At 68.3% G+C, this 19,922-nt stretch carries 16 protein-coding genes; 6 read left to right on the plus strand and 10 right to left on the minus strand.

What is annotated here, in order from left to right:
• On the minus strand, positions 1–491 hold a 491-nt coding region (locus tag H6G99_RS10385), incomplete at its 3' end, for a photosynthetic reaction center family protein (RefSeq protein ID WP_502707681.1).
• 263 nt (positions 492–754) lie between these two features.
• On the opposite strand from H6G99_RS10385, the gene H6G99_RS10390 reads away from it, so the two are divergent.
• Both H6G99_RS10390 and H6G99_RS10395 read left to right on the plus strand, forming a co-directional pair.
• Positions 755–2,326: a photosystem II high light acclimation radical SAM protein gene (locus H6G99_RS10390; protein ID WP_190611477.1), complete on the plus strand. Its 1,572-nt coding sequence runs from the start codon at positions 755–757 to the stop codon at positions 2,324–2,326.
• A 164-nt stretch (positions 2,327–2,490) separates the two neighbouring features.
• Positions 2,491–4,452 carry a beta strand repeat-containing protein gene (locus tag H6G99_RS10395; protein ID WP_190611478.1) on the plus strand — a complete coding sequence of 654 codons (1,962 nt, stop codon included), beginning with the start codon at positions 2,491–2,493 and terminating at the stop codon, positions 4,450–4,452.
• 44 nt (positions 4,453–4,496) lie between these two features.
• Here the strand turns inward: H6G99_RS10395 and H6G99_RS10400 are convergent, their stop codons facing one another.
• The 3 genes from H6G99_RS10400 to H6G99_RS10410 are packed head-to-tail and all read right to left on the minus strand — an operon-like array spanning position 4,497 to position 6,952.
• The gene (locus tag H6G99_RS10400) at positions 4,497–5,336 is read right to left on the minus strand and encodes a CPBP family intramembrane glutamic endopeptidase (protein WP_190611480.1); all 840 of its coding nucleotides are present in this window, start codon (positions 5,334–5,336) and stop codon (positions 4,497–4,499) included.
• Positions 5,337–5,696 carry an ATP-dependent Clp protease adapter ClpS gene (clpS, locus tag H6G99_RS10405; RefSeq protein WP_190611481.1) on the minus strand — a complete coding sequence of 120 codons (360 nt, stop codon included), beginning with the start codon at positions 5,694–5,696 and terminating at the stop codon, positions 5,337–5,339. It abuts the gene before it with no gap.
• A 29-nt stretch (positions 5,697–5,725) separates the two neighbouring features.
• Positions 5,726–6,952, minus strand: coding sequence for an LL-diaminopimelate aminotransferase (locus H6G99_RS10410; RefSeq protein ID WP_190611483.1), 1,227 nt, complete (start codon positions 6,950–6,952; stop codon positions 5,726–5,728).
• A 99-nt stretch (positions 6,953–7,051) separates the two neighbouring features.
• On the opposite strand from H6G99_RS10410, the gene H6G99_RS10415 reads away from it, so the two are divergent.
• The 3 genes from H6G99_RS10415 (at position 7,052) to H6G99_RS10425 (ending at position 12,880) form a co-directional block, all read left to right on the plus strand.
• Entirely contained in the window at positions 7,052–9,739 is a 2,688-nt protein-coding gene (locus H6G99_RS10415) for a TIGR03960 family B12-binding radical SAM protein (RefSeq protein WP_190611484.1), read from the plus strand.
• Between the two features lie 377 nt (positions 9,740–10,116).
• Complete coding sequence (locus H6G99_RS10420) at positions 10,117–12,183, plus strand: Rne/Rng family ribonuclease (RefSeq protein WP_190611486.1); 2,067 nt, start codon at positions 10,117–10,119, stop codon at positions 12,181–12,183.
• Complete coding sequence (locus H6G99_RS10425; protein WP_199297134.1) at positions 12,119–12,880, plus strand: ribonuclease HII; 762 nt, start codon at positions 12,119–12,121, stop codon at positions 12,878–12,880. The genes H6G99_RS10420 and H6G99_RS10425 overlap by 65 nt, the downstream gene beginning before the upstream one ends.
• On the opposite strand, the gene H6G99_RS10430 is transcribed toward H6G99_RS10425, so the two are convergent.
• Entirely contained in the window at positions 12,819–13,331 is a 513-nt protein-coding gene (locus tag H6G99_RS10430; RefSeq protein ID WP_094585981.1) for a DUF1997 domain-containing protein, read from the minus strand. The two genes, H6G99_RS10425 and H6G99_RS10430, sit on opposite strands and share 62 nt — an antisense overlap.
• A gap of 56 nt (positions 13,332–13,387) precedes the next feature.
• Here H6G99_RS10430 and pheA point away from each other — a divergent pair, with 56 nt between their 5' ends.
• Positions 13,388–14,233 carry a prephenate dehydratase gene (pheA, locus tag H6G99_RS10435; RefSeq protein ID WP_094585982.1) on the plus strand — a complete coding sequence of 282 codons (846 nt, stop codon included), beginning with the start codon at positions 13,388–13,390 and terminating at the stop codon, positions 14,231–14,233.
• A gap of 1 nt (position 14,234) precedes the next feature.
• On the opposite strand, the gene H6G99_RS10440 is transcribed toward pheA, so the two are convergent.
• The 5 genes from H6G99_RS10440 to fusA all read right to left on the minus strand — a co-directional run bounded on the left by H6G99_RS10440 (position 14,235) and on the right by fusA (position 19,832).
• Complete coding sequence (locus tag H6G99_RS10440) at positions 14,235–15,221, minus strand: methyltransferase domain-containing protein (RefSeq protein WP_190611487.1); 987 nt, start codon at positions 15,219–15,221, stop codon at positions 14,235–14,237.
• Between the two features lie 3 nt (positions 15,222–15,224).
• Positions 15,225–15,893 carry an LON peptidase substrate-binding domain-containing protein gene (locus H6G99_RS10445; RefSeq protein WP_094585984.1) on the minus strand — a complete coding sequence of 223 codons (669 nt, stop codon included), beginning with the start codon at positions 15,891–15,893 and terminating at the stop codon, positions 15,225–15,227.
• A gap of 140 nt (positions 15,894–16,033) precedes the next feature.
• Positions 16,034–16,354, minus strand: a complete 321-nt coding sequence (gene rpsJ, locus H6G99_RS10450; RefSeq protein ID WP_015109452.1) for a 30S ribosomal protein S10 — start codon at positions 16,352–16,354, stop codon at positions 16,034–16,036.
• Between the two features lie 130 nt (positions 16,355–16,484).
• Entirely contained in the window at positions 16,485–17,714 is a 1,230-nt protein-coding gene (tuf, locus tag H6G99_RS10455; RefSeq protein WP_094585985.1) for an elongation factor Tu, read from the minus strand.
• A gap of 42 nt (positions 17,715–17,756) precedes the next feature.
• Positions 17,757–19,832 carry an elongation factor G gene (gene fusA, locus H6G99_RS10460; protein WP_094585986.1) on the minus strand — a complete coding sequence of 692 codons (2,076 nt, stop codon included), beginning with the start codon at positions 19,830–19,832 and terminating at the stop codon, positions 17,757–17,759.
• Positions 19,833–19,922 lie beyond the last annotated feature (90 nt).

Below are 19,922 nucleotides of genomic sequence, written 5' to 3' on the forward strand. Positions count from 1 at the left end.
CCGAAGGGGTAGATCAGGAACACGGCGCTGGCGGCCGCCACGGGGGCGGAGTAGGCGACGCAGATCCAGGGGCGCATGCCGAGGCGGTAGGAAAGTTCCCATTCGCGGCCCATGTAGGCGAAGACGCCGATCAGGAAGTGGAAGACCACCAGCTGGTAGGGGCCACCGTTGTACAGCCACTCGTCGAGGCTGGCGGCTTCCCAGATGGGGTAGAGGTGCAGACCGATGGCGTTGCTGGAGGGAACAACGGCGCCGGAGATGATGTTGTTGCCCTGGATCAGGGAGCCGGCGACGGGCTCACGGATGCCATCGATGTCGACGGGGGGCGCCGCGATGAAGGCGACGATGAAACAGATGGTGGCGGCCAGCAGGGTGGGGATCATCAGCACACCGAACCAACCGACGTAGAGACGGTTGTTGGTGGAGGTGACCCACTCGCAGAACTGGTTCCACACCGAAGCGCCGGAGCGCTGCTGGAGAGTGGCGGTCATGAGTGCGTTGAAGGAGAACACCGAGCACTGGCGTGGAAACGCCCGGGCCGGTGGAAGGAGATGGGGGCGGTATCCCGTCCCCGCAGCACTGTAACAGTGTGTTGCGGAGTGTGAGGGCCGCCTTCATGAAGAAAAGCTTTGCTTCCCGGCGCGCCTCCCCCGGCCCCCTCCCCTGGGACCTCCCGGGCCCGGTAAGCCCGGCGCCCACCGGCGGCCCGGGCGCGCTTGTTAGCGTCCAGACACCCCCTCGAGCTGCGTCAGCCGTGAGCGATCAACGGGTGCTGCTCGTGCGGCTGCCCTGCAATCCGATCTTCCCGATCGGCCCGATCTACCTGGCCGATCACCTGCACAAGTGCTTTCCAGGCTTGCCCCAGCGGATCCTGGATCTGGCGGCGGTGCCCCTGCTCGATGTCCAGCGCGTGCTCCTGGAAGCGGTCGACCAGTTCCGGCCCACCCTGCTGGTGTTCTCCTGGCGGGACATCCAGATCTACGCCCCGGTCGATGGCCGGGGCGGCAATCCGCTGCAGAACTCCTTCGAGGTGTTCTATTCCGCCAGCCCCCTCAAGCGCCTGCGGGGGGCGATCGGCGGGCTGCGGCTGATGGGCTCCTATTACGGCGAGCTGTGGCGCAACCTGCGGCTGGTGCGCCGGGGCCTGCGGCGCGCCCGCCGCCACAACCCCGGGGCCCGGGTGGTCATCGGCGGCGGGGCGGTGAGCGTCTTTTACGAGCAGCTGGGTCGCGGCCTGCCTACGGGTTCGGTGGTGTCGGTGGGGGAGGGGGAAGGGCTGCTGGAGAAGCTGATCCGTGGCCAGTCGCTCACTGGCGAGCGCTGCTATGTGGTGGGCGAGGCGCCCCGTCCGGGCCTGATCCATGAGCAGCCGGCGGGCCTGGAGAAGACGGCCTGCAACTACGCCTACATCGAAGCGATCTGGCCCCAGCTGAACTGGTACCTCGACGGCGGTGACTTCTACGTCGGGGTCCAGACCAAGCGCGGCTGCCCCCACAACTGCTGCTACTGCGTCTACACGGTGGTGGAGGGCAAGGCCGTGCGCGTCAACCCCATCGCCGAGGTGGTGCGCGAGATGCGCCAGCTCTACGACCGTGGCGTGCGGGGCTTCTGGTTCACCGATGCCCAGTTCATCCCGGCCAGGCGCTACATCGACGACGCCAAGGACCTGCTGCGGGCCATTCAGGCGGAGGGCCTCACGGACATCCGCTGGGCGGCCTACATCCGCGCCGACAACCTCGATGCCGAGCTGGCTGAGCTGATGGTGGCCACGGGGATGAGCTACTTCGAGATCGGCATCACCTCGGGGTCCCAGGAGCTCGTGCGCAAGATGCGCATGGGCTACAACCTGCGCACGGTGCTGGAGAACTGCCGGATGCTGGCGGCGGCCGGTTTCCGTGAGCATGTCTCCGTGAACTACTCGTTCAACGTGATCGATGAACGGCCGGAGACCATCCGCCAGACGATCGCCTATCACCGGGAACTGGAGAGCATCTTCGGCGCCGGGTCGGTGGAGCCGGCGATCTTCTTCATCGGCCTCCAGCCCCACACCCACCTTGAGCAGTACGCCTTCGACCAGGGGATGCTCAAGCCTGGCTACGACCCGATGAGCCTGATGCCCTGGACGGCCCGCAAGCTGCTGTGGAACCCGGAACCGATGGGTCGGGTGTTCGGCCGGATCTGCCTGGAGGCCTTCGAGCGCAACCCTGCCGACTTCGGCCGCACCGTGATGGACCTGCTGGAGAGGGAGTACGGCGTGGCTCCCCTGGATCAGGCGTTGCGGGCGCCGGTGGAGGGGCGCCGGGCCCTGGCCACGGCGACGCTCTGAGCAGCGAGCAGCCCGAAACCTGTCATGATTGCCGCAAATAGGCGGCTATTAGAGAATTTTAAGGTATTTAAGGTAAACTCATCACTCAAGCGGCATGGCCGCGGTCGCAGGCGCCTGCCCTGCAGGCCTCTTCCACCCAAGGCTCCCCCAAGCGCTTCCCCAGCATGGCCACCATCAACGTCACCCCCTCCGGAATCCCCACCCTCCGTGAGGTGATCAATGCGGCGGCCGCAGGGGACACCATCCTTCTGGCGGATGGCACCTACGCCTCCGTCCGGTCCCTAGCCAAGCAGACCTCTGCCCCTGGGGTCGTCCAGGCCTCCGGCTACGCCGTGACCGGCACCTCCGAGGCGGGCACCATCGTCAGGGACACCCGCATTTTTCAGCGAAACACGGATGGCCCCAACGGGCCCGGCACGGTCGCGAACCTGACCCTGGACTACAGCGCCGGTGGCCTCGCCGATGGCAACGCCCTGCTGCGGGCCACCTCCGGCGCGTTCGTGGTGCAGGATGTCACCTTCCGAGGCACCCACACCGGCTGGAACGGCAACGGCAACCTCTACATGTCGTTGACCTCGTTTTCGGCCACCTCGCCGATCACGACGAGTCTGACCCTGGACGATGTCACGGTCACGATCAAGGGGCAGGGTGGGTTCAACCCCTTGACCGGGGCTGGAGGTTCAGCCTTCCTTCACAGCTGGAACAACAGCGGCAGCCTTCTCATCCGCGACAGCCTCTTCGATGAAGCCGGCTTCCTGAGCAGCTTCAATATCCTCAACTTCACCGGTTCCGTTGCCACCGGTTCGGTTCAGATCTCCGGCAACACCTTCACCCGGTCAGAGAACCAGACCGTGGTGCGCCCCACGGGCAATATCCTCGGCAATGTCACCGCGACGCTGAGCGGAAATATCTTTGAGAACGGCTCCTATCTTGATCTCTATGACGTCAGCAAGCTCATCACGCTGACATCGAACACGTTTTCGACCATTGCCAATGGCTTCGGCCTTCGCATCAATGGCCCCACCGTCGGGGTGCTGCCAGTCCTTGCCGGCACGAACGTCTTCAGCGGACCGGGCCTTGCCCTGAAATACGTCGACCCTGGGACCAACAAGTCCATCAGCCTGACCGGGACCAGCATTGTCAACGGTGCGTCCTTCACCAAGCTCACCGCCGGTGGGCAGGGCAACGACACCCTCACCCTTGCCGCCGGCTTCACCGACTGGGTGAGCGGGGATGACGGCAATGATTCGATTTCCACCGGTGACCTGGCCGACGTCCTGCTCGGCGGCGCCGGGAACGACACCCTGACCGGTGGCACCGGTAACGACACCATCCGCGGTGGCGCTGGTAATGACACCATCAATCACACCGTCGATTCCGATGGTGTCGACGCGGTGGATGGCGGCGCTGACACCGATGCCCTTGTGCTCACCTCAGGTTCAGGTAATCAGACTCTCACAGTCGTTTTTGACGGGGTCTCCATTACAGGCTTTGAAGGTGGTTCCGTGACGAATGTGGAGTCGGTGACGGCCAACCTTGGCAGAGGCCCGGCTGACCTGCTGGCTTACGATTCAACAACGGCTGCTGTGACCGTCAATCTTGCCCTCGGAAGTGCAAGTGGGTTTACCTCAATCGCAGACATTGAGTATGTTCGCTCGGGCGCGGGCACTGATTCTCTAACGGGTAGCAATGCTGCCAATATTCTGGATGGTAGTACCAATAACGATACGATTGATGGTGGCGGTGGAGACGACACGTTGATTGGTGGCCTCGGGGTCGATCTCTTGACAGGTGGTTCGGGGAATGACTCTTTCCGTTACTTCTCGACCGATGAATCGGGCACAACGGCTGCAACCCGTGACGTCATCACGGCCTTTGAAGGAGCTGGAGTTGTCGGGGGCGATCTGATCAATGTCAATGACGTTGACGCGAACACCGGTGCGGGTGGCAACCAGAACTTCACCTTCATCGGCAATGCAGCTTTCACCGCTGTGGGCCAGTTGCGATTCTTCCAGGACGGCACCAACACCTTCGTTGAGGCCAACACCACTGGACCCAGCGGAGCGGAATTCACCATCCAGGTGAATGGGTTGCATACCTTCATCGCCACCGACTTCGTCCTCTAGGCCCACCGCGGCTTTGGTGGGCGGCAATCAGCGCTGAGGGGGCTTCAACCCTCGGATGTCGGCATCCCATCCCCTCGAGACCGCTGCTTGAGGTACCCCCGCAGCACCAGCAGACCCCCGAGGCCGATCCACCCCACCAGGCCCCCGATCGGGTTGGGCTGGCTGCCCCCCGGGCCCGCCAGCCATGGGGGGGCGCCGGGCAGCAGTTCCAGCAGGCCCGCCTGCAGGGCGAACCAGCCCCCCACCAGTCCGCCGTGCAGGCCGACCGCCCCCCAGAGCACCCCGCCATCGTCCCTGCGCACCAGGGCCAGGTTCAGTCCCAGCAGCAGCAGCCCGCCCAGCAGGCCCACAGCCCCCAGTCCGCCGGGCTGACTCCAGGGGTGGACGAGGGCGAAGACGGCCGCCTGCAGCAGCAGCGCCCCCCTGGGGGCCATCTGATGCTGCAGTTCACCCCACAGCCAGCCGCGGAACACCAGTTCCTCGGCGAAGCCCACGCCCACCATCAGGGCCAGGGCGTTCAGCACCTCGCCCCCGTCCAGGCCACCCGGCCCGATCCAGCGGGCGCCTCCCGAGGCCAGCAGGGCACCCACCACCAGGGCCAGCAGCGCCAGGGTCCGCAGCAGCCCCCGCCCGAAGGCCCCCAGCACCACGGGCAGCGGGGCCAGCACCCCGAGAGCGCGCCACGGCTGGGATTCGCCCCAGGCCCGGCGCAACCGCAGCGGCAGGGTCAGCAGCAGCAGCACCAGGGCCACCACCGCGCCGGCCAGATCCACCTGATCGGGGCGCAGGCCCGGGGCGAGGCCGGCCAGGGGGCGCACCAGCAGCCAGCCGAGGCCGTAGAGCAGCGGCACGTAGAGCAGGGTGCCGCTCCAGCGGGGGCCCACTCAGTTCTCCGGCTCGATCGTGCTCGTCAGGCCCTTGGCCTTGAGGGTTTCGCAGTAGAACTCCGCCGGCTCCAGATCGCAGACGATCACCAGTCCCACCCCCGTGTTGTGGGCCTCCAGCATCACGGCGATGGCATCCTGCTCACTCAGGGAGGGCACCACCTGGCGCAGGGTGTTCACCACGTACTCCATGCTGTTCACGGGGTCGTTGTGAAGCAGCACCTTGTAGCGGGGTGAGGTCTTGCGCACCCGCTCCGGCGCCTTCTCGATCACGGCAGCCCCCCCCGGCGAACGGGAGGGGGTTTCGGTGGCCGCCGGGGTGGTGGAGGCGGTGGCAAAGGGCGGGATGGTCATGGGCATGGCCGCTCCGGTCCTGACAGTGGCCAACTCTAAAGAGCCCGGATCCGGCGCATCGCCTCGTCCACGTTGGCGCGGGAGTTGAAGGCGGAGAGGCGGAAATAGCCCTCGCCCGCCGCGCCGAAGCCGCTGCCGGGGGTGCCCACCACATGGGCCTGGTTCAGCAGGTGGTCGAAGAAGCCCCAGGAATCCAGCCCGTCGGGGGTCTTGATCCACACGTAGGGGGCCTGCTGGCCCCCGTACACCTGCAGGCCGGCGGCCTCCAGTTCACGGCGGATGATGGCCGCGTTCTCCATGTAGAAGCCGATCAGGGCCCGCACCTGCTCCTGGCCTTCCGGCGAGTACACGGCCTCGGCGCCCCGCTGCACGATGTAGCTCACCCCGTTGAACTTGGTGCTCTGGCGCCGGTTCCAGAGGCCCCACAGCTCCACCGGCTCACCGGCGGCCGTGGTGCCGGTGAGTCCCCGGGGCACCACGGTGAGGGCGCAGCGGGTGCCGGTGAAGCCGGCGTTCTTGGAGAAGGAGCGGAACTCGATCGCGCAGCGCCGTGCCCCTTCGATCTCGTAGATGGAGTGGGGCAGCTCCGGATCGGAGATGAACGCCTCGTAGGCGGCGTCGAACAGGATCAGGGCGTCGTTGGCCAGGGCGTAGTCGACCCACTGCTTCAGCTGCTCCCGGGTGGCGACCGCGCCGGTGGGGTTGTTGGGGAAGCAGAGGTAGATGAGGTCGACCGGCTGCTCCGGCAGCGGGGCCACGAAGCCGTTGGCCGCCGTGATCGGCAGGTAGGTGAGGCCCCCGTAGCGGCCCCCCCCGTCGGCGTCGCCGGTGCGGCCCGCCATGACGTTGCTGTCGACGTACACCGGATAGACCGGATCGGTGACGGCGATGCGGTTGCCGGCCCCGAGGATGTCGAGGATGTTGCTGCTGTCGCACTTGGAGCCGTCGGAGATGAAGATCTCCTCGGCGCTCACCTCGCAGCCGCGGGCCTGGAAGTCGTGGCGGGCGATCGCCTCCCGCAGCCAGCCGTAACCCTGCTCGGGCCCGTAGCCGTGGAAGCCCTCCCGGGTGCCCATGGCCTCGATCGCCCGCTGCATCGCCTCCCGGCAGGCCGCCGGCAGGGGTTCGGTGACGTCGCCGATGCCCAGCCGGATCACGGCCGCCTCGGGATGGGCCTCCGTGAACGCCTTGACGCGTCGGGCGATCTCGGGGAACAGGTAGCCCGCCTTGAGCCGGAGGTAGCTGTCGTTGACCTGAACCATGGGTGGGAAGCGGAAGGCGGGGCGGCGGGGCCAGGCGGCATCTTCCTATGGCGCGGGCCGGCCTGCCTACGCTCGGGTCGCAGCCCGCCGGTCGCCGCCTTGTCCTTCGCCACCGTCGCCACCGCCACGCCCGCTGCGACGGCCGACGCCCCCGTCGCCTTCGCTGAGCTGGTCGACGGCGGCATCGCCCGGCCCGCCCGCTACCTCGGCAATGAGCGGGGGGTGGAGCCCCGCGACTGGTCGGCGGCCCGGGTGCGCTGGGCGCTCACCTACCCGGAGGTCTACGAGGTCGGCGCCAGCAACCTCGGCCACGTGCTGCTTTATTCCATCCTCAATGCCGTTCCAGGTCAGCTGTGCGACCGGGCCTACCTGCCGGCGCCCGATCTGGCGGCCCGGCTGCGGGAGCGGGGGGCGCCCCTTTTCGCGGTGGAAAGCCACCGGCCCCTGACGGCCTTCGACATCCTCGGCTTCAGCCTCAGCTACGAGCTCGGCGGCACCAACATCCTGGAGATGCTGGATCTGGCGGGCATCCCGATCCGCGCTGCCGACCGGGGCGACCTGCCCCTCGACGATCCGGCGGCGCCGCCGCTGATCTTCGCCGGTGGCCCCACCGCCACCGGCAATCCCGAGCCGTTCGCGCCCTTCTTCGATTTCCTTGCCCTAGGCGATGGGGAGGAGCTGCTGCCCGAGATCGGCCTGGTGGTGGCCGAGGGGCGGGCCGCCGGCCTGGGCCGCCGGGCCCTGCTGCGGGACCTGGCCGAGGTGCCCGGGGTCTATGTGCCCTCCCTGTACGCCCCCGGGCCCGACGGGGTGAGCCTGCTGCCGCTGGAGCCGGGCCTGGCGCCCCGCATCCAGCGGCGCACCGCCACCCCCATGCCCCACTACGCCATGGGCCTGGTGCCCCACATCGAGACGGTCCACGACCGGCTCACGGTGGAGATCCGCCGCGGCTGCACCCGCGGCTGCCGCTTCTGCCAGCCGGGGATGCTGACCCGCCCGGCCCGGGACGTGGAGCCGGAGGCGGTCATCGAGGCGGTGGAGGAGGGCATGCTGCGCACCGGCTACAGCGACTTCTCGCTGCTGTCGCTCAGCTGCAGCGATTACCTCTCCCTGCCGGCGGTGGGTGTGGAGCTGCGCAACCGGCTGGCGGAGCACAACGTCAGCCTCACCCTGCCCAGCCAGCGGGTCGACCGTTTCGACACTTCCATTGCCCACATCCTCGGCGGCACCCGCCGGGCCGGGCTCACCTTCGCCCCCGAGGCCGGCACCCAGCGCCTGCGGGACATCGTCAACAAGGGCCTCACGGACGCGGAGCTGCTGCGCGGCATCCGCACCGCCATGGAGAACGGCTACAACCGCGTGAAGCTCTATTTCATGATCGGTCTGCCGGGCGAGACCGACGCCGACGTGCTCGGGATCGTCGACACCTGCCGGGGGCTGCAGCAGCAGTGCCGTGATCTGGGTCGGTTGCAGCTCAACCTGACGATCAGCAATTTCACCCCCAAGCCCCACACGCCGTTCCAGTGGCACAGCGTGTCGACGGCGGAGTTCCGGCGCCGGCAGCAGCTGCTGCGCGACGCCCTGCGGCCCCTGCGGGGCATCAAGACCAATTACACCGACGTGCGGCTGTCGGCGGTGGAGGACTTTGTCGGCCGCGGCGACCGGAGGCTGGCGCCGGTGATCGAGGCGGCCTGGCGGGCCGGGGCGGGGCTGGATGCCTGGTTCGAATCGGCCGAGCGCACCCATGCCGCCTGGACCGGCGCCATCGAGGCGGCTGGCCTGGGGGGCTCCTACCGGGCCCTGGAGATGGGCGGCTGGAGTGCGGCGGAGGCCTTCGCCACCGGCGACCTGGAGGCCTTCTGCCGCCAGCCCCTGCCCTGGGACCACATCGATTCCGGGGTCGACAAGGCCTGGCTGGCGGAGGACCTGGGTCGGGCCCTGGCGGCCGCCGTGGTGCCTGACTGCTCCTTCGAGGGCTGCAGCAGCTGCGGCGTCTGCGGTCCGGAGCTGGGGCACAACGTGGTGATCCCGCCGCCCCCCGTGCCGTCGCCGCTGCCGCCGCGGGCGCCGGCCAGCGAGCGGGTCTGCCGGCTGCGCTTCGCCTTCGCCAAGACCGGCTCCCTGGCCCTGATCAGCCATCTCGACATCCTGCGGCTGATGGAGCGGGCACTGCGCCGCAGCGGCCTGCCGGTGAGCTTCACGGGCGGCTTCCATCCCCTGCCGCGGCTGCAGGTGGCGCTCCCTTTGCCCCTGGGGGTGGAGGGCCTGCACGAGTGGCTTGACCTGGACTTCGCCGCCCCGGTCGACCCCGAGACGGCCCGGGAGCGTCTGCAGGCGGAGCTCAGCCCTGAACTGCTCCTCCTGTCGGTGCAGGCTGTGCCCCTGGCGACCCCCGGTCTGGCCCAGCAGACCCGTTCCGCCGAGTGGCGGTTCACCCTGCGGCCCGCCCCCGATCCGGCGGCACCGGCTCCGGCTTCACTGACCCAGGAGCGCTGGGCGGCGGCGGTCGCGGCGCTGCTGGCGGCCACCAGCCTGCCCTGGCAGGACCAGGACAAGAAGGGGCGCCCAAGGGAGCGGGAGTGTCGCCCCTACCTGCTCGACCTCCGCCTGGTGCCCGCTGAGGGCCCGTCCGGGGCGGACCAGGTGCTGGATCTGGAGGCCGCCGTGGATCCCCAGGGCCGCAGCCTGCGGCCGGACCATCTGCGCCACTGGCTGAGCACCGGCCTCGGCCAGCCGCTGGTGCTCGGTCCGGTCCAGCGCCGTTGCCTCCGGCTGGACGCATGCTAAGTTCGCCCTAGACGGAGACAGGAATAGCGGGGTTCCCTCCCTTCTTCCTCCCCCGCCCAGACGCTTCTGCATCAGGGACGCTTTCTAGAAGCTCCTCGGCGAAAGCGCTATCAAAGTCAACATTGCTTGGTTCGGTCTTCGTTGCTTTGCATCGGGAAGGAACGTCATTCCTTCCGTCACGCTGCCGGCCCGACGACATCCCTGCTCCCCTCCGGGCCCCTTGGCTTCTGGGGGCCAGACCAGGCAGCCAGCCGATTCCCTTGTTTCCGGGGTCCGGCCTGATCCTCTCCAGTGGCTGAGCGACCGCCACGGTCGACGCCCGATTCCTTCCCCCACCTGCCCCCCGGCAGGGCTCCACTGAGCCCACCATCTCTTCCATGCCCCAGCAGATCGTCATCGCTGAGCAGTTGCGGATCGCCGCAGTGCTCAACGACGAACGCGTCGATGAACTGATCGTCGCCCAGGGTCGTTATCAGATCGGTGACGTCTACCTCGGAACCGTCGAGAACGTGTTGCCCGGGATCGATGCCGCCTTCGTCAACATCGGTGAAAGCGAGAAGAACGGCTTCATCCACATCACCGATCTCGGTCCCCTGCGCCTGAAGAAGGGGGGAGCCGGCATCACCGAGCTGCTCGAGCCCCGCCAGAAGGTGCTCGTCCAGGTGATGAAGGAGCCCACGGGCACCAAGGGGCCGCGCCTCACCGGCAACCTCTCCCTGCCGGGACGTTTCCTGGTGCTCCAGCCCCACGGCCAGGGGGTCAGCATCTCCCGGCGCATCAACGGCGAGAACGAGCGCAACCGGCTGCGGGCCCTCGGCGTGCTGATCAAGCCCCCCGGCGCCGGCCTGCTGATCCGCACCGAGGCCGAGGACGTCAGCGAGGAGATGCTGATCGACGACCTCGAGGCCCTGCTGCGCCAGTGGGAATCGATCCAGCAGGCGGCCGAGACGGCCTCGCCGCCGGTGCTCCTCAACCGCGATGAGGACTTCATCCATCGGGTGCTGCGCGACCTCTACAGCCCTGACGTGCTGCGGGTGGTGGTCGACAGCGCCGATGCGGTGGCCCGCGTCAACGCCTTCCTCGGTGCCGACCAGGCCAACCTCCTGGTGGAGCACCACGGTGAACCCATCGAAATCCTTGAGCACTACCGGGTCAACGCCGCCATCCGCGATGCCCTCAAGCCCCGGGTGGATCTCCCCTCCGGCGGCTACGTGATCATCGAGCCCACCGAGGCGCTCACGGTGATCGATGTCAACTCCGGCTCGTTCACCCGCTCGGCCAACGCCCGCGAGACGGTGCTCTGGACCAACTGCGAGGCGGCGGTGGAGATCGCCCGCCAGCTGAAGCTGCGCAACATCGGCGGCGTCGTGATCATCGACTTCATCGACATGGAGTCCCGGCGCGACCAGCTGCAGCTGCTGGAGCACTTCACCCAGGCCTCCCGGGACGACACGGCCCGCCCCCAGATCGCCCAGCTCACCGAGCTCGGTCTGGTGGAGCTGACCCGCAAACGTCAGGGCCAGAACATCTACGAACTGTTCGGCCGGGCCTGCCCCAGCTGTGGCGGCCTCGGCCACGTGGCCGTGCTGCCCGGCAAGGACACCCTCCAGCCCCTGGCCACGGTCTCCGGCCTGGTGCGCTCGGCGGCCTCGGCCCGGGCCGAAGTGGCCAGCCCCTCCACCGGCGCCGGCGACTCCGGCGGTGGCGGCCGGCGCCGCCGTGGCGGCCGCGGTGGCCGCGGCTCCGACGGGGCCGAGCCCCCCGTTCTGGGCGGCTACGGCGAGGGCGGCGGCAATGGCAGCGCCGTCGTCCTCCCGGCGGCGGCCCAGGAGAGCCCCGCCAGCGACGCCCCGCAGCGCCGCCAGGAGCCCGAGGTGCTGGCCGTGCCGATGGATCCCGAACAGGAGCTGGTCTTCGGCTGGATGGGGCTGAGTCCGTCCTTGCTGCTGGATCCGCTCCCCACCGGCGACAGCCTGATGGTGCGTGTGGTGCGCCCCGACGCCGACCCCGAGGCCGTCCTGGAGGAAGCCCGTCAGCAGCTGGCCGCCAGCGGCTCCCGTCGCCGGCGGCGCGGCCGCGGCGGTGAGGGCCGCAACGGCATGGCCGACGCGAATGGCATGGCCGACGCGCCCGAAGCGGCCGAATCCCCCGTGGTCTCCGGATCCTTCGACTCCCCGGTGCCGGAGGCGATCCCCATCTTCGAGATCACGCCGGCCCCGTTCGAACCCCTGCCCACCCCCGTCCCGTCCGAACTGGTGACGGTGGCCGTGCCCAGCCGCCGCTCCTCCAGCCGGTCCACACCGGCGGCGGTGGCGGCCCCGGTGGCGACGGCGGCTCCGGTCCCGGTGGCAGCCTCTGCCGCCGCAATTCCCGCGGCCGATGCCGCTGCCGCCGACGCGGGTGAACCCCGCCGCCGCCGCCGCCGCTCCTCCGCCGCTGGCTGATCGCCCCGGCCGCAACGCCCTCGGGCGCCCCGGCCCCGAGGTCCTCGCTCACCCCGACGCAGATGTCTGGGGGGGGCTTGAGCCCGCGGACTGTGCCGGAGTGGACGAGGTCGGCCGGGGCAGCCTGTTCGGACCGGTGTTCGCGGCGGCGGTGGTGTTGCCGGCCACGGCCCTGGCGACCCTGGCGGCGGCGGGCCTGAACGACAGCAAGAAGCTCAGCGCCCGGCGCCGCGAGGCCCTGGTTCCCCTGCTGCGCCACCATGCCCTGGCCTGGGCCCTGGGGCAGGCGAGCGCCGGCGAGATCGATCGCTGGGGGGTGCGCCAGGCCACCGAATGGGCGATGCTTCGGGCCCTGCAACGGCTGGCCCGCCCCCCCCGGCTGCTGCTGGTGGACGGGGTCCTTCCCCTGCGGGGCTGGCCCGGCCCCCAGTCCGCCCTGGTGGGCGGGGATGGACGCTGCGCTGCAATCGCCGCCGCCAGCGTGCTCGCCAAGCAGGAGCGGGATGCCCTGCTGCGGCGCCTGGCGTTGCGCCACCCCGGCTATGGCCTGGAGCGCCACGCCGGCTACGGCACCCGCCAGCACCGGGAGGCGATCCAGCGGCTGGGACCCACACCCCTGCACCGCCGCAGCTTTCTCAGGTCGATCGGCACCAGTGCTGGAAATCCCCCAGCAGCTGCTGACTCACCCGGGTCCTGATGCCCAGCAGGATGCCGCCGAGCACCGAGCGGCCCGTGGCCTCCAGCACCTTGGGCGGGATCAGCTTCAGCAGGGTGGGGCGGCTCACGGTCACCGAGAGGCTGGCCTCACCGGTGAGGCCGCCGTCGGCCGCGGCCAGCCAGGAGCAGAGCCCGAGGCGGAAGTCCTCCACCAGCCCGAGTCCTTCGAGCTGGCAGTCGAGGGCCTCCAGCTCCAGCCGGCCATGGCGACGCACCACCTGCAGCTCCACCACCGGCTGGATCTTCAGCTGGAACACCCGCACCTGGCTCACGGTGTAGCGGTAGCGGCCGGGGCCGAGGGGTTCGAGCTGGGTGGGGTCGAGCAGGGCCTGCACGACCCGCTGCTCATCGTCGAGGTAGGCGGGCAGGCGATCCGCCTCGCTGGCCACCGGAAGGTCGAGTTGCTGGCTGGCGCTGAAGGCCAGGGACATGGCCTGCGGGCCGGCAGGCCATGATCCTACCGATCACCCCAGAGCGTCCCACCGCCATGCGTCTTGCCTTTCTCGGTCCCGTCGGCACCTACGGTGAGCAGGCGGCGCAGCGACTGGCGGCCCTCGAGGGCCTCGAGGCGGTGGACTTCGTGCCCCAGCAGGGCATCCGCGCCGTGATCCGGGCCCTGGCCGACGGCGACTGCGATCTGGCGGTGGTGCCGGTGGAGAACTCCGTCGAGGGGGGCGTCACAAGCTGCCTCGATGCCCTCTGGGAGCACCCCGACCTGGCGGTGGCCCGGGCCCTGGTGCTGCCCATCCGCCACGCCCTGGTGGGCAGCGGCCCCCTCGACGCCATCAGTGAGGTGCTCTCCCATCCCCAGGCCCTGGCCCAGTGCAGCCTGTGGCTGGGGGAACACCTGCCCCAGGCCCTGCAACTGCCCACCAGCTCCACCGCCGAGGCGGCCCGGCTGGTGCGGGGCAGCCGTTTCCGGGGCGCCATCGCCTCGCTGGAGGCGGCCGCCGAGCACGGCCTCGAGGTGCTGGCCCACCCGATCAACGATGTGCCGGGCAACTGCACCCGCTTCCTGCTGCTGCGTCGCGGCGAGCGCTCCCACCAGGGCCCCTACGCCAGCCTGGCGTTCTCGCTCCATTCCAACCAGCCCGGTGCCCTGCTGGAGTCGCTCGGCTGCTTCGCCGGCCAGGGGCTGAACATGAGCCGGATCGAATCCCGTCCCTCCAAGCGGGAGATGGGCGAATACATCTTCTTCGTCGATCTCGAGCTTCCCGAGGGGGCCGCTCCCCTGGACGGGGCGATCGCCGACCTCACCCCCCTCTGCGAGCACCTGGCCCTGTTCGGGGCCTATCCCCTCACCAACCTCGCCGCCGAGGAGAAGGCCGACTGAGTCAGCCCGGCCCGGGCACCGGTCCGCGGAAGACGCCGAACTGCATCAGCCCGTTGCGGAAGGCCCAGTCCATCAGCAGCAGCGTCGGGGTCTCCCGCAGCCCCTGGATCACGGCCCGGGGGCCCAGCCCCAGCACCGCCCCGGGGCGACGCACGCCTTCGAGGATCGAATCCACCCAGGAGGGCAGGGTGGCCACCGTCCAGTCGCCGGTGCTGATCGGCAGGCCCCGGTTCCAGGGGCTGGTTTCCAGATTCCGCTTCAGGGAGGGGATGCTGGCGAACTCCGGGTGCGCCCACTGGTCGAGCAGCTGGCGCATCACCCAGCGCTCCAGCCGGTTCATCGGGGCGACGCCCGGGTCGCGGCGGTTCCAGTCGGCCACCGCCAGAGCGCCACCGGGCCGGAGCACGCGCAGCATCTCATCGGCGTAGCGCTGCTTGTCGGGCATGTGGGGGCCGGCTTCGACGCTCCAGACCGCATCGAAGCCCGTGTCGGTGCCCCCGTCGGGCAGCTCCAGGGCCAGGGCATCCATCACGGCGAAGCGGCAGTTCGGCAGGTCGGCCGGTGTGAGCTCCCGGGCCCGGGCGATCTGGGCCGGGCTGATGCTGATGCCCAGCACCTCGAAGCCGTAGTCGCGGGCCAGGATGCGGGCGCTGCCGCCGATGCCGCAGCCCACATCCAGCACCCGGCTGCCGGGGGGCAGACGGTCGAGGCCGCTCCAGCGCACCAGCTCGTGGACGAAGGCGGCCTTGGCGGCGCGGAAATCCCGGCTACCCGGCGGATCGCCGTAGTGGCCCAGGTGCACGTGCTCGCCCCAGAGCCGCTCCAGCAGACGGTCGTCCGTCCAGCGGTCGTAGGCGGCGGCGACGCTGGCCGGCGACAGGTAGGCCCGGGAGCGGCGCTGCCACAGCAGGGCAGCCAGGAGGGTCGCCAGGGCACCCCCCGTCAGGAGGAGGGGCAGCAGGGCGCCGCCCGGAAGAAGACTCGGCATGGCTCAGGTCTCGCTGCTGCCGTCGCCGAGGGTGGAGAAGGTGTCCTTCAGGACCGTGCGGGCCGCCAGCTGGCGCCGGGTCTGGTCGAGCAGTTCGAATTCCTGGCGCAGCCGCTCACCGGTGTCGGTGATCTCGAGCAGGGCCTGCTGGTGGTCGGCCACCGGCCCGCCGAGATGGGCACCGATCCAGAAGGAGAGCTCCCGCGGCAGATCGGGCAGATCGGCGGGCAGCGAGGAAGGCTTGCCGATCAGCTTGCCGGTGAGATCGACCACGTCGCGCAGGGCCCGGGTCACGTCGCTGGTGAGGGTCTCGAGCTCCTCGTGGCTTTCGCTCACCGTGTCCTCGATCCAGCTGACCATGCCGACCCGGAACGGGGTGTCGCGCACGATGTCGAGCACCCGGAAGCGCTGCTGGCCCATGGTGACGATGTTGCTGCGGTCGTCGTCCTGAACCTGGCAGTGCAGGATCTCGGCACAGCAGCCCACTTCCGCCATCTTCTTGCTCTGGGGATCCCAGCGCACCACTCCGAAGCGCCTGTCCTCCGACATCGCCGTGCGCAGCATCATGCGGTAGCGCGGCTCGAAGATGTGGAGCGGCAGCACTTCCTGGGGGAAGAGCACCACATCGGGGAGGGGGAACAGGGGCAGCTCCCTGACGGCCAGATCAGTCACGGGAGCAGGATGCCGCTGGCGGCAGGGGGGAAGGGGCGATCGGAGGTCGGCAGCGAAAGGATCAACCAGGGCAACTCGGGATGTGTCGCGATCCTAGAGAGAGCGACCAGCCCGGCGAAGCCCCGTTGAGCCCATCGGCATCAGAGCTTGACTTCGATGTCCACACCGCTCGGCAGGTCGAGCTTCATCAGGGCGTCGATGGTCTTGGAACTGGGGCTGTAGATATCGATGATGCGGCGATGGGTGCGGGTCTCGAAGTGCTCACGGGAATCCTTGTCGACGTGAGGCGAGCGCAGCACGCAGTAGATCTTGCGCTTGGTGGGCAGGGGGATGGGACCGATGGCCGTGGCAGCGGTGTGATCGGCGGTTTCGATGATCTTTTCGCAGGACAGATCCAGCATGCGGCGATCGAAGGCCTTCAGGCGGATGCGGATCTTCTGCTGGGGGATGGAGGCGGTCATCGGAGGGAAAACGCGGGCGAAGGGCGGCCGTAGGCCGTGGAAACGGGTTGTCGAGGTGCGGACGGAACCGACGGTTCCGGAAGGGGGAGTCCCACCGTGGTGAGACTCCCCCGAAAAGGCTAGATCAGCCTCACAGAACGATCTTGGACACCACGCCGGCACCGATGGTGCGGCCGCCTTCGCGGATGGCGAAGCGCATGCCCTGCTCGATGGCGACCGGGCAGATCAGCTCGGCGGACATCTTGATGCGGTCGCCGGGCATCACCATTTCCACGTTGGTGCCGTCGTCAGCGGTGAAGGCCGTGATCTGGCCGGTCACGTCGGTGGTGCGGATGTAGAACTGCGGGCGGTAGCCGGCGAAGAAGGGGGTGTGGCGGCCGCCTTCTTCCTTCTTGAGCACGTAGACCTCACCCTCGAACTTGGTGTGGGGCTTGATGGAGTTGGGCTTCACCAGCACCATGCCGCGCTCGATGTCCTCCTTCTGGATGCCGCGCAGCAGCAGGCCGACGTTGTCGCCCGCCATGCCCTCGTCGAGCAGCTTGCGGAACATCTCCACGCCGGTGACGGTGGTTTCCCGGGTGTCGCGGATGCCGACGATCTGGACGGTCTCGCCCACCTTCACCTTGCCGCGCTCGATACGACCGGTGGCGACAGTGCCCCGACCGGTGATCGAGAAGACGTCTTCGACGGCCATCAGGAAGGGCTTGTCGATCTCACGCTCGGGCTCGGGGATGGACTCGTCGACCGCATCCATGAGGTCGAGGATCTTGTCGACCCACTCATCCTCACCGCGCACGGCCTTCTTGCCACCCTGGATGTACTCGAGGGCCTTGAGGGCGGAGCCGGCGATCACGGGGATGTCGTCGCCGGGGAAGTCGTAGCTGCTCAGCAGCTCACGCATCTCCAGTTCGACGAGCTCGAGGATCTCCTCGTCGTCGACCATGTCCTTCTTGTTGAGGAACACCACCAGGGCGGGCACGCCCACCTGCTTGGCCAGCAGGATGTGCTCCTTGGTCTGGGCCATGGGGCCGTCGGTGGCGGCCACCACCAGGATGGCGCCGTCCATCTGGGCGGCACCGGTGATCATGTTCTTGACGTAGTCCGCGTGGCCGGGGCAGTCCACGTGGGCGTAGTGACGGTTCTCGGTCTCGTACTCGACGTGGGCCGTGTTGATGGTGATCCCCCGCTCCTTCTCTTCAGGGGCGCCATCGATCTCGTCGTAGGCCTGGGCCTTGGCCATGCCCTGGGACGCCAGCACGTTGGTGATGGCGGCGGTGAGGGTGGTCTTGCCGTGGTCAACGTGACCGATGGTGCCGATGTTGACGTGAGGCTTGTTCCTCTCAAACTTCTCGCGTGCCATGGAAGGAAAGAATCGGGGGGGTGGGTTGGATGGAAAGAAAGATCAGGAATTGCCCTGATTCTTGGAAATGATGGCTTCCGCCACATTGCGAGGAACTTCCTCGTAATGGCTGAACTCCATCGAGAAAATACCCCGACCCTGGGTCATGGATCGGAGCTGGGTGGCGTAGCCGAACATCTCGGCCAGAGGCACCTTGGACTGGACTTTGGACTGTCCGTTGTCGACGGACTGTCCTTCGACCTGGCCGCGGCGAGAGGAAAGGTCGCCGATGACCGAACCGAGGTAATCCTCGGGGACCTCGACCTCAACCTTCATCATCGGCTCAAGAAGTACGGGATTGCACTTCTTGACGCCGTCCTTGAAGGCCAAGGAACCGGCGATCTTGAACGCCATCTCCGAAGAGTCGACGTCGTGATAGGAGCCGTCCACCATGGTGACCCGGACATCGATCATGGGGAAACCGGCAATCACACCGGACTGGCAGGTTTCCTTCATGCCGGCTTCCGCCGGACCGATGTACTCCTTGGGAACGATGCCGCCAACAATCTTGTTGACGAACTCGAACCCTGAACCCGGCTCGCCGGGCTGCATTTCGATCACCACGTGGCCGTACTGGCCCTTGCCTCCCGTCTGGCGGGCGAACTTGCCCTCACCCTTGGCGCTGCCGCGGATGGTTTCCCGGTAGGACACCTGGGGGGCACCGATGTTGGCCTCGACCTTGAACTCCCGCAGCATGCGGTCGACCAGGATCTCCAGGTGCAGTTCGCCCATGCCGGCGATCACGGTCTGGTTGGTTTCCGGATCGGTGGAGACCCGGAAGGTGGGGTCTTCCTCGGAGAGGGACTGCAGCGCCTTGCCGAGTTTCTCCATGTCGCCCTTGGTCTTGGGCTCCACGGCCACGGAGATCACCGGTTCGGGGATGAACAGGGATTCCAGAATGATCGGATCGGAGTCGACGCAGAGGGTGTCGCCCGTGGTGGTGTCCTTGAGGCCAAGAACGGCGCCCAGGTCACCGGCCCGGAGCTCGTCGACTTCTTCGCGCTCGTCGGCCTTGAGCAGGATCAGGCGGGAGATGCGCTCTTTCTTGTCCTTGGTGGAGTTGAGCACGTAGCTGCCCTTCTGCAGCACGCCGCTGTACATGCGGACGAAGGTGAGCTTGCCGTAGGGGTCGGCCATCACCTTGAAGGCCAGGGCACTGAAGGGAGCGCTGTCGTCGCAGGCACGGGTGGCTTCGCTGCCGTCGGCCAGCAGGCCATGGATCGGCGGCACATCGACGGGGGCGGGCAGGTAGTCGACAACCGCATCGAGCACCAGCTGGACGCCCTTGTTCTTGAAGGCGGAGCCGCAGAGGATCGGGACCATGCCGTGATGCAGCACCCCGAGGCGGATGCCACGCATCAGCTGCTCCTGGGTGAGCTCTCCGTTCTCAAGGAAGGATTCGATCAGCTCTTCGTCGGTTTCGGCCACCGACTCCATCAGCTTCTGGCGCCACTCCGCAGCCTCGTCCTGCATGTCGGCGGGGATCTCCTCTTCGAGGATGTCGGTGCCGAGGTCATTGGTGTAGATGATCGCCTTGTTGCGCACCAGGTCGATGATGCCCTTGAGGTCGCCCTCGGCACCGATCGGCAGCTGGATCGGCACGGCGTTGGCCTTGAGGCGATCCTTGATCTGGTCGTAGACCTTCAGGAAGTTGGCGCCGGTCCGGTCCATCTTGTTGACGAACACGATCCGGGGCACGTTGTAGCGATCGGCCTGGCGCCAGACGGTCTCCGACTGGGGCTGGACGCCGCCCACGGCACAGAACACGGCGACCACACCATCGAGGACGCGCATCGAGCGCTCCACCTCGATCGTGAAATCGACGTGGCCAGGGGTGTCGATGATGTTGATCCGGTTGTCCTTCCAGCTGGTGGAGATGGCGGCGGCGGTGATGGTGATCCCCCGCTCGCGTTCCTGCTCCATCCAGTCGGTGACGGCGGCGCCATCGTGCACCTCGCCCATCTTGTGGACCACGCCGGAATAAAACAGAATCCGTTCGGTCGTGGTGGTCTTGCCCGCGTCAATGTGAGCGGCGATACCGATATTTCTGACGCGTTCCAGGGGGTAGGCGCGGGCCACGGGAAAGTTCTCCGGGGGTGGGTCGACGAAAAGCGGGCGTAACTCTACAGACCGGTGATGGCTCAGGTCTGGGGGAACCGGATCAGCCCA

Origin of the sequence: Synechococcus sp. FACHB-909 (assembly GCF_014698945.1) — a bacterium.
Classification (GTDB): Bacteria; Cyanobacteriota; Cyanobacteriia; order PCC-6307; family Cyanobiaceae; genus Cyanobium.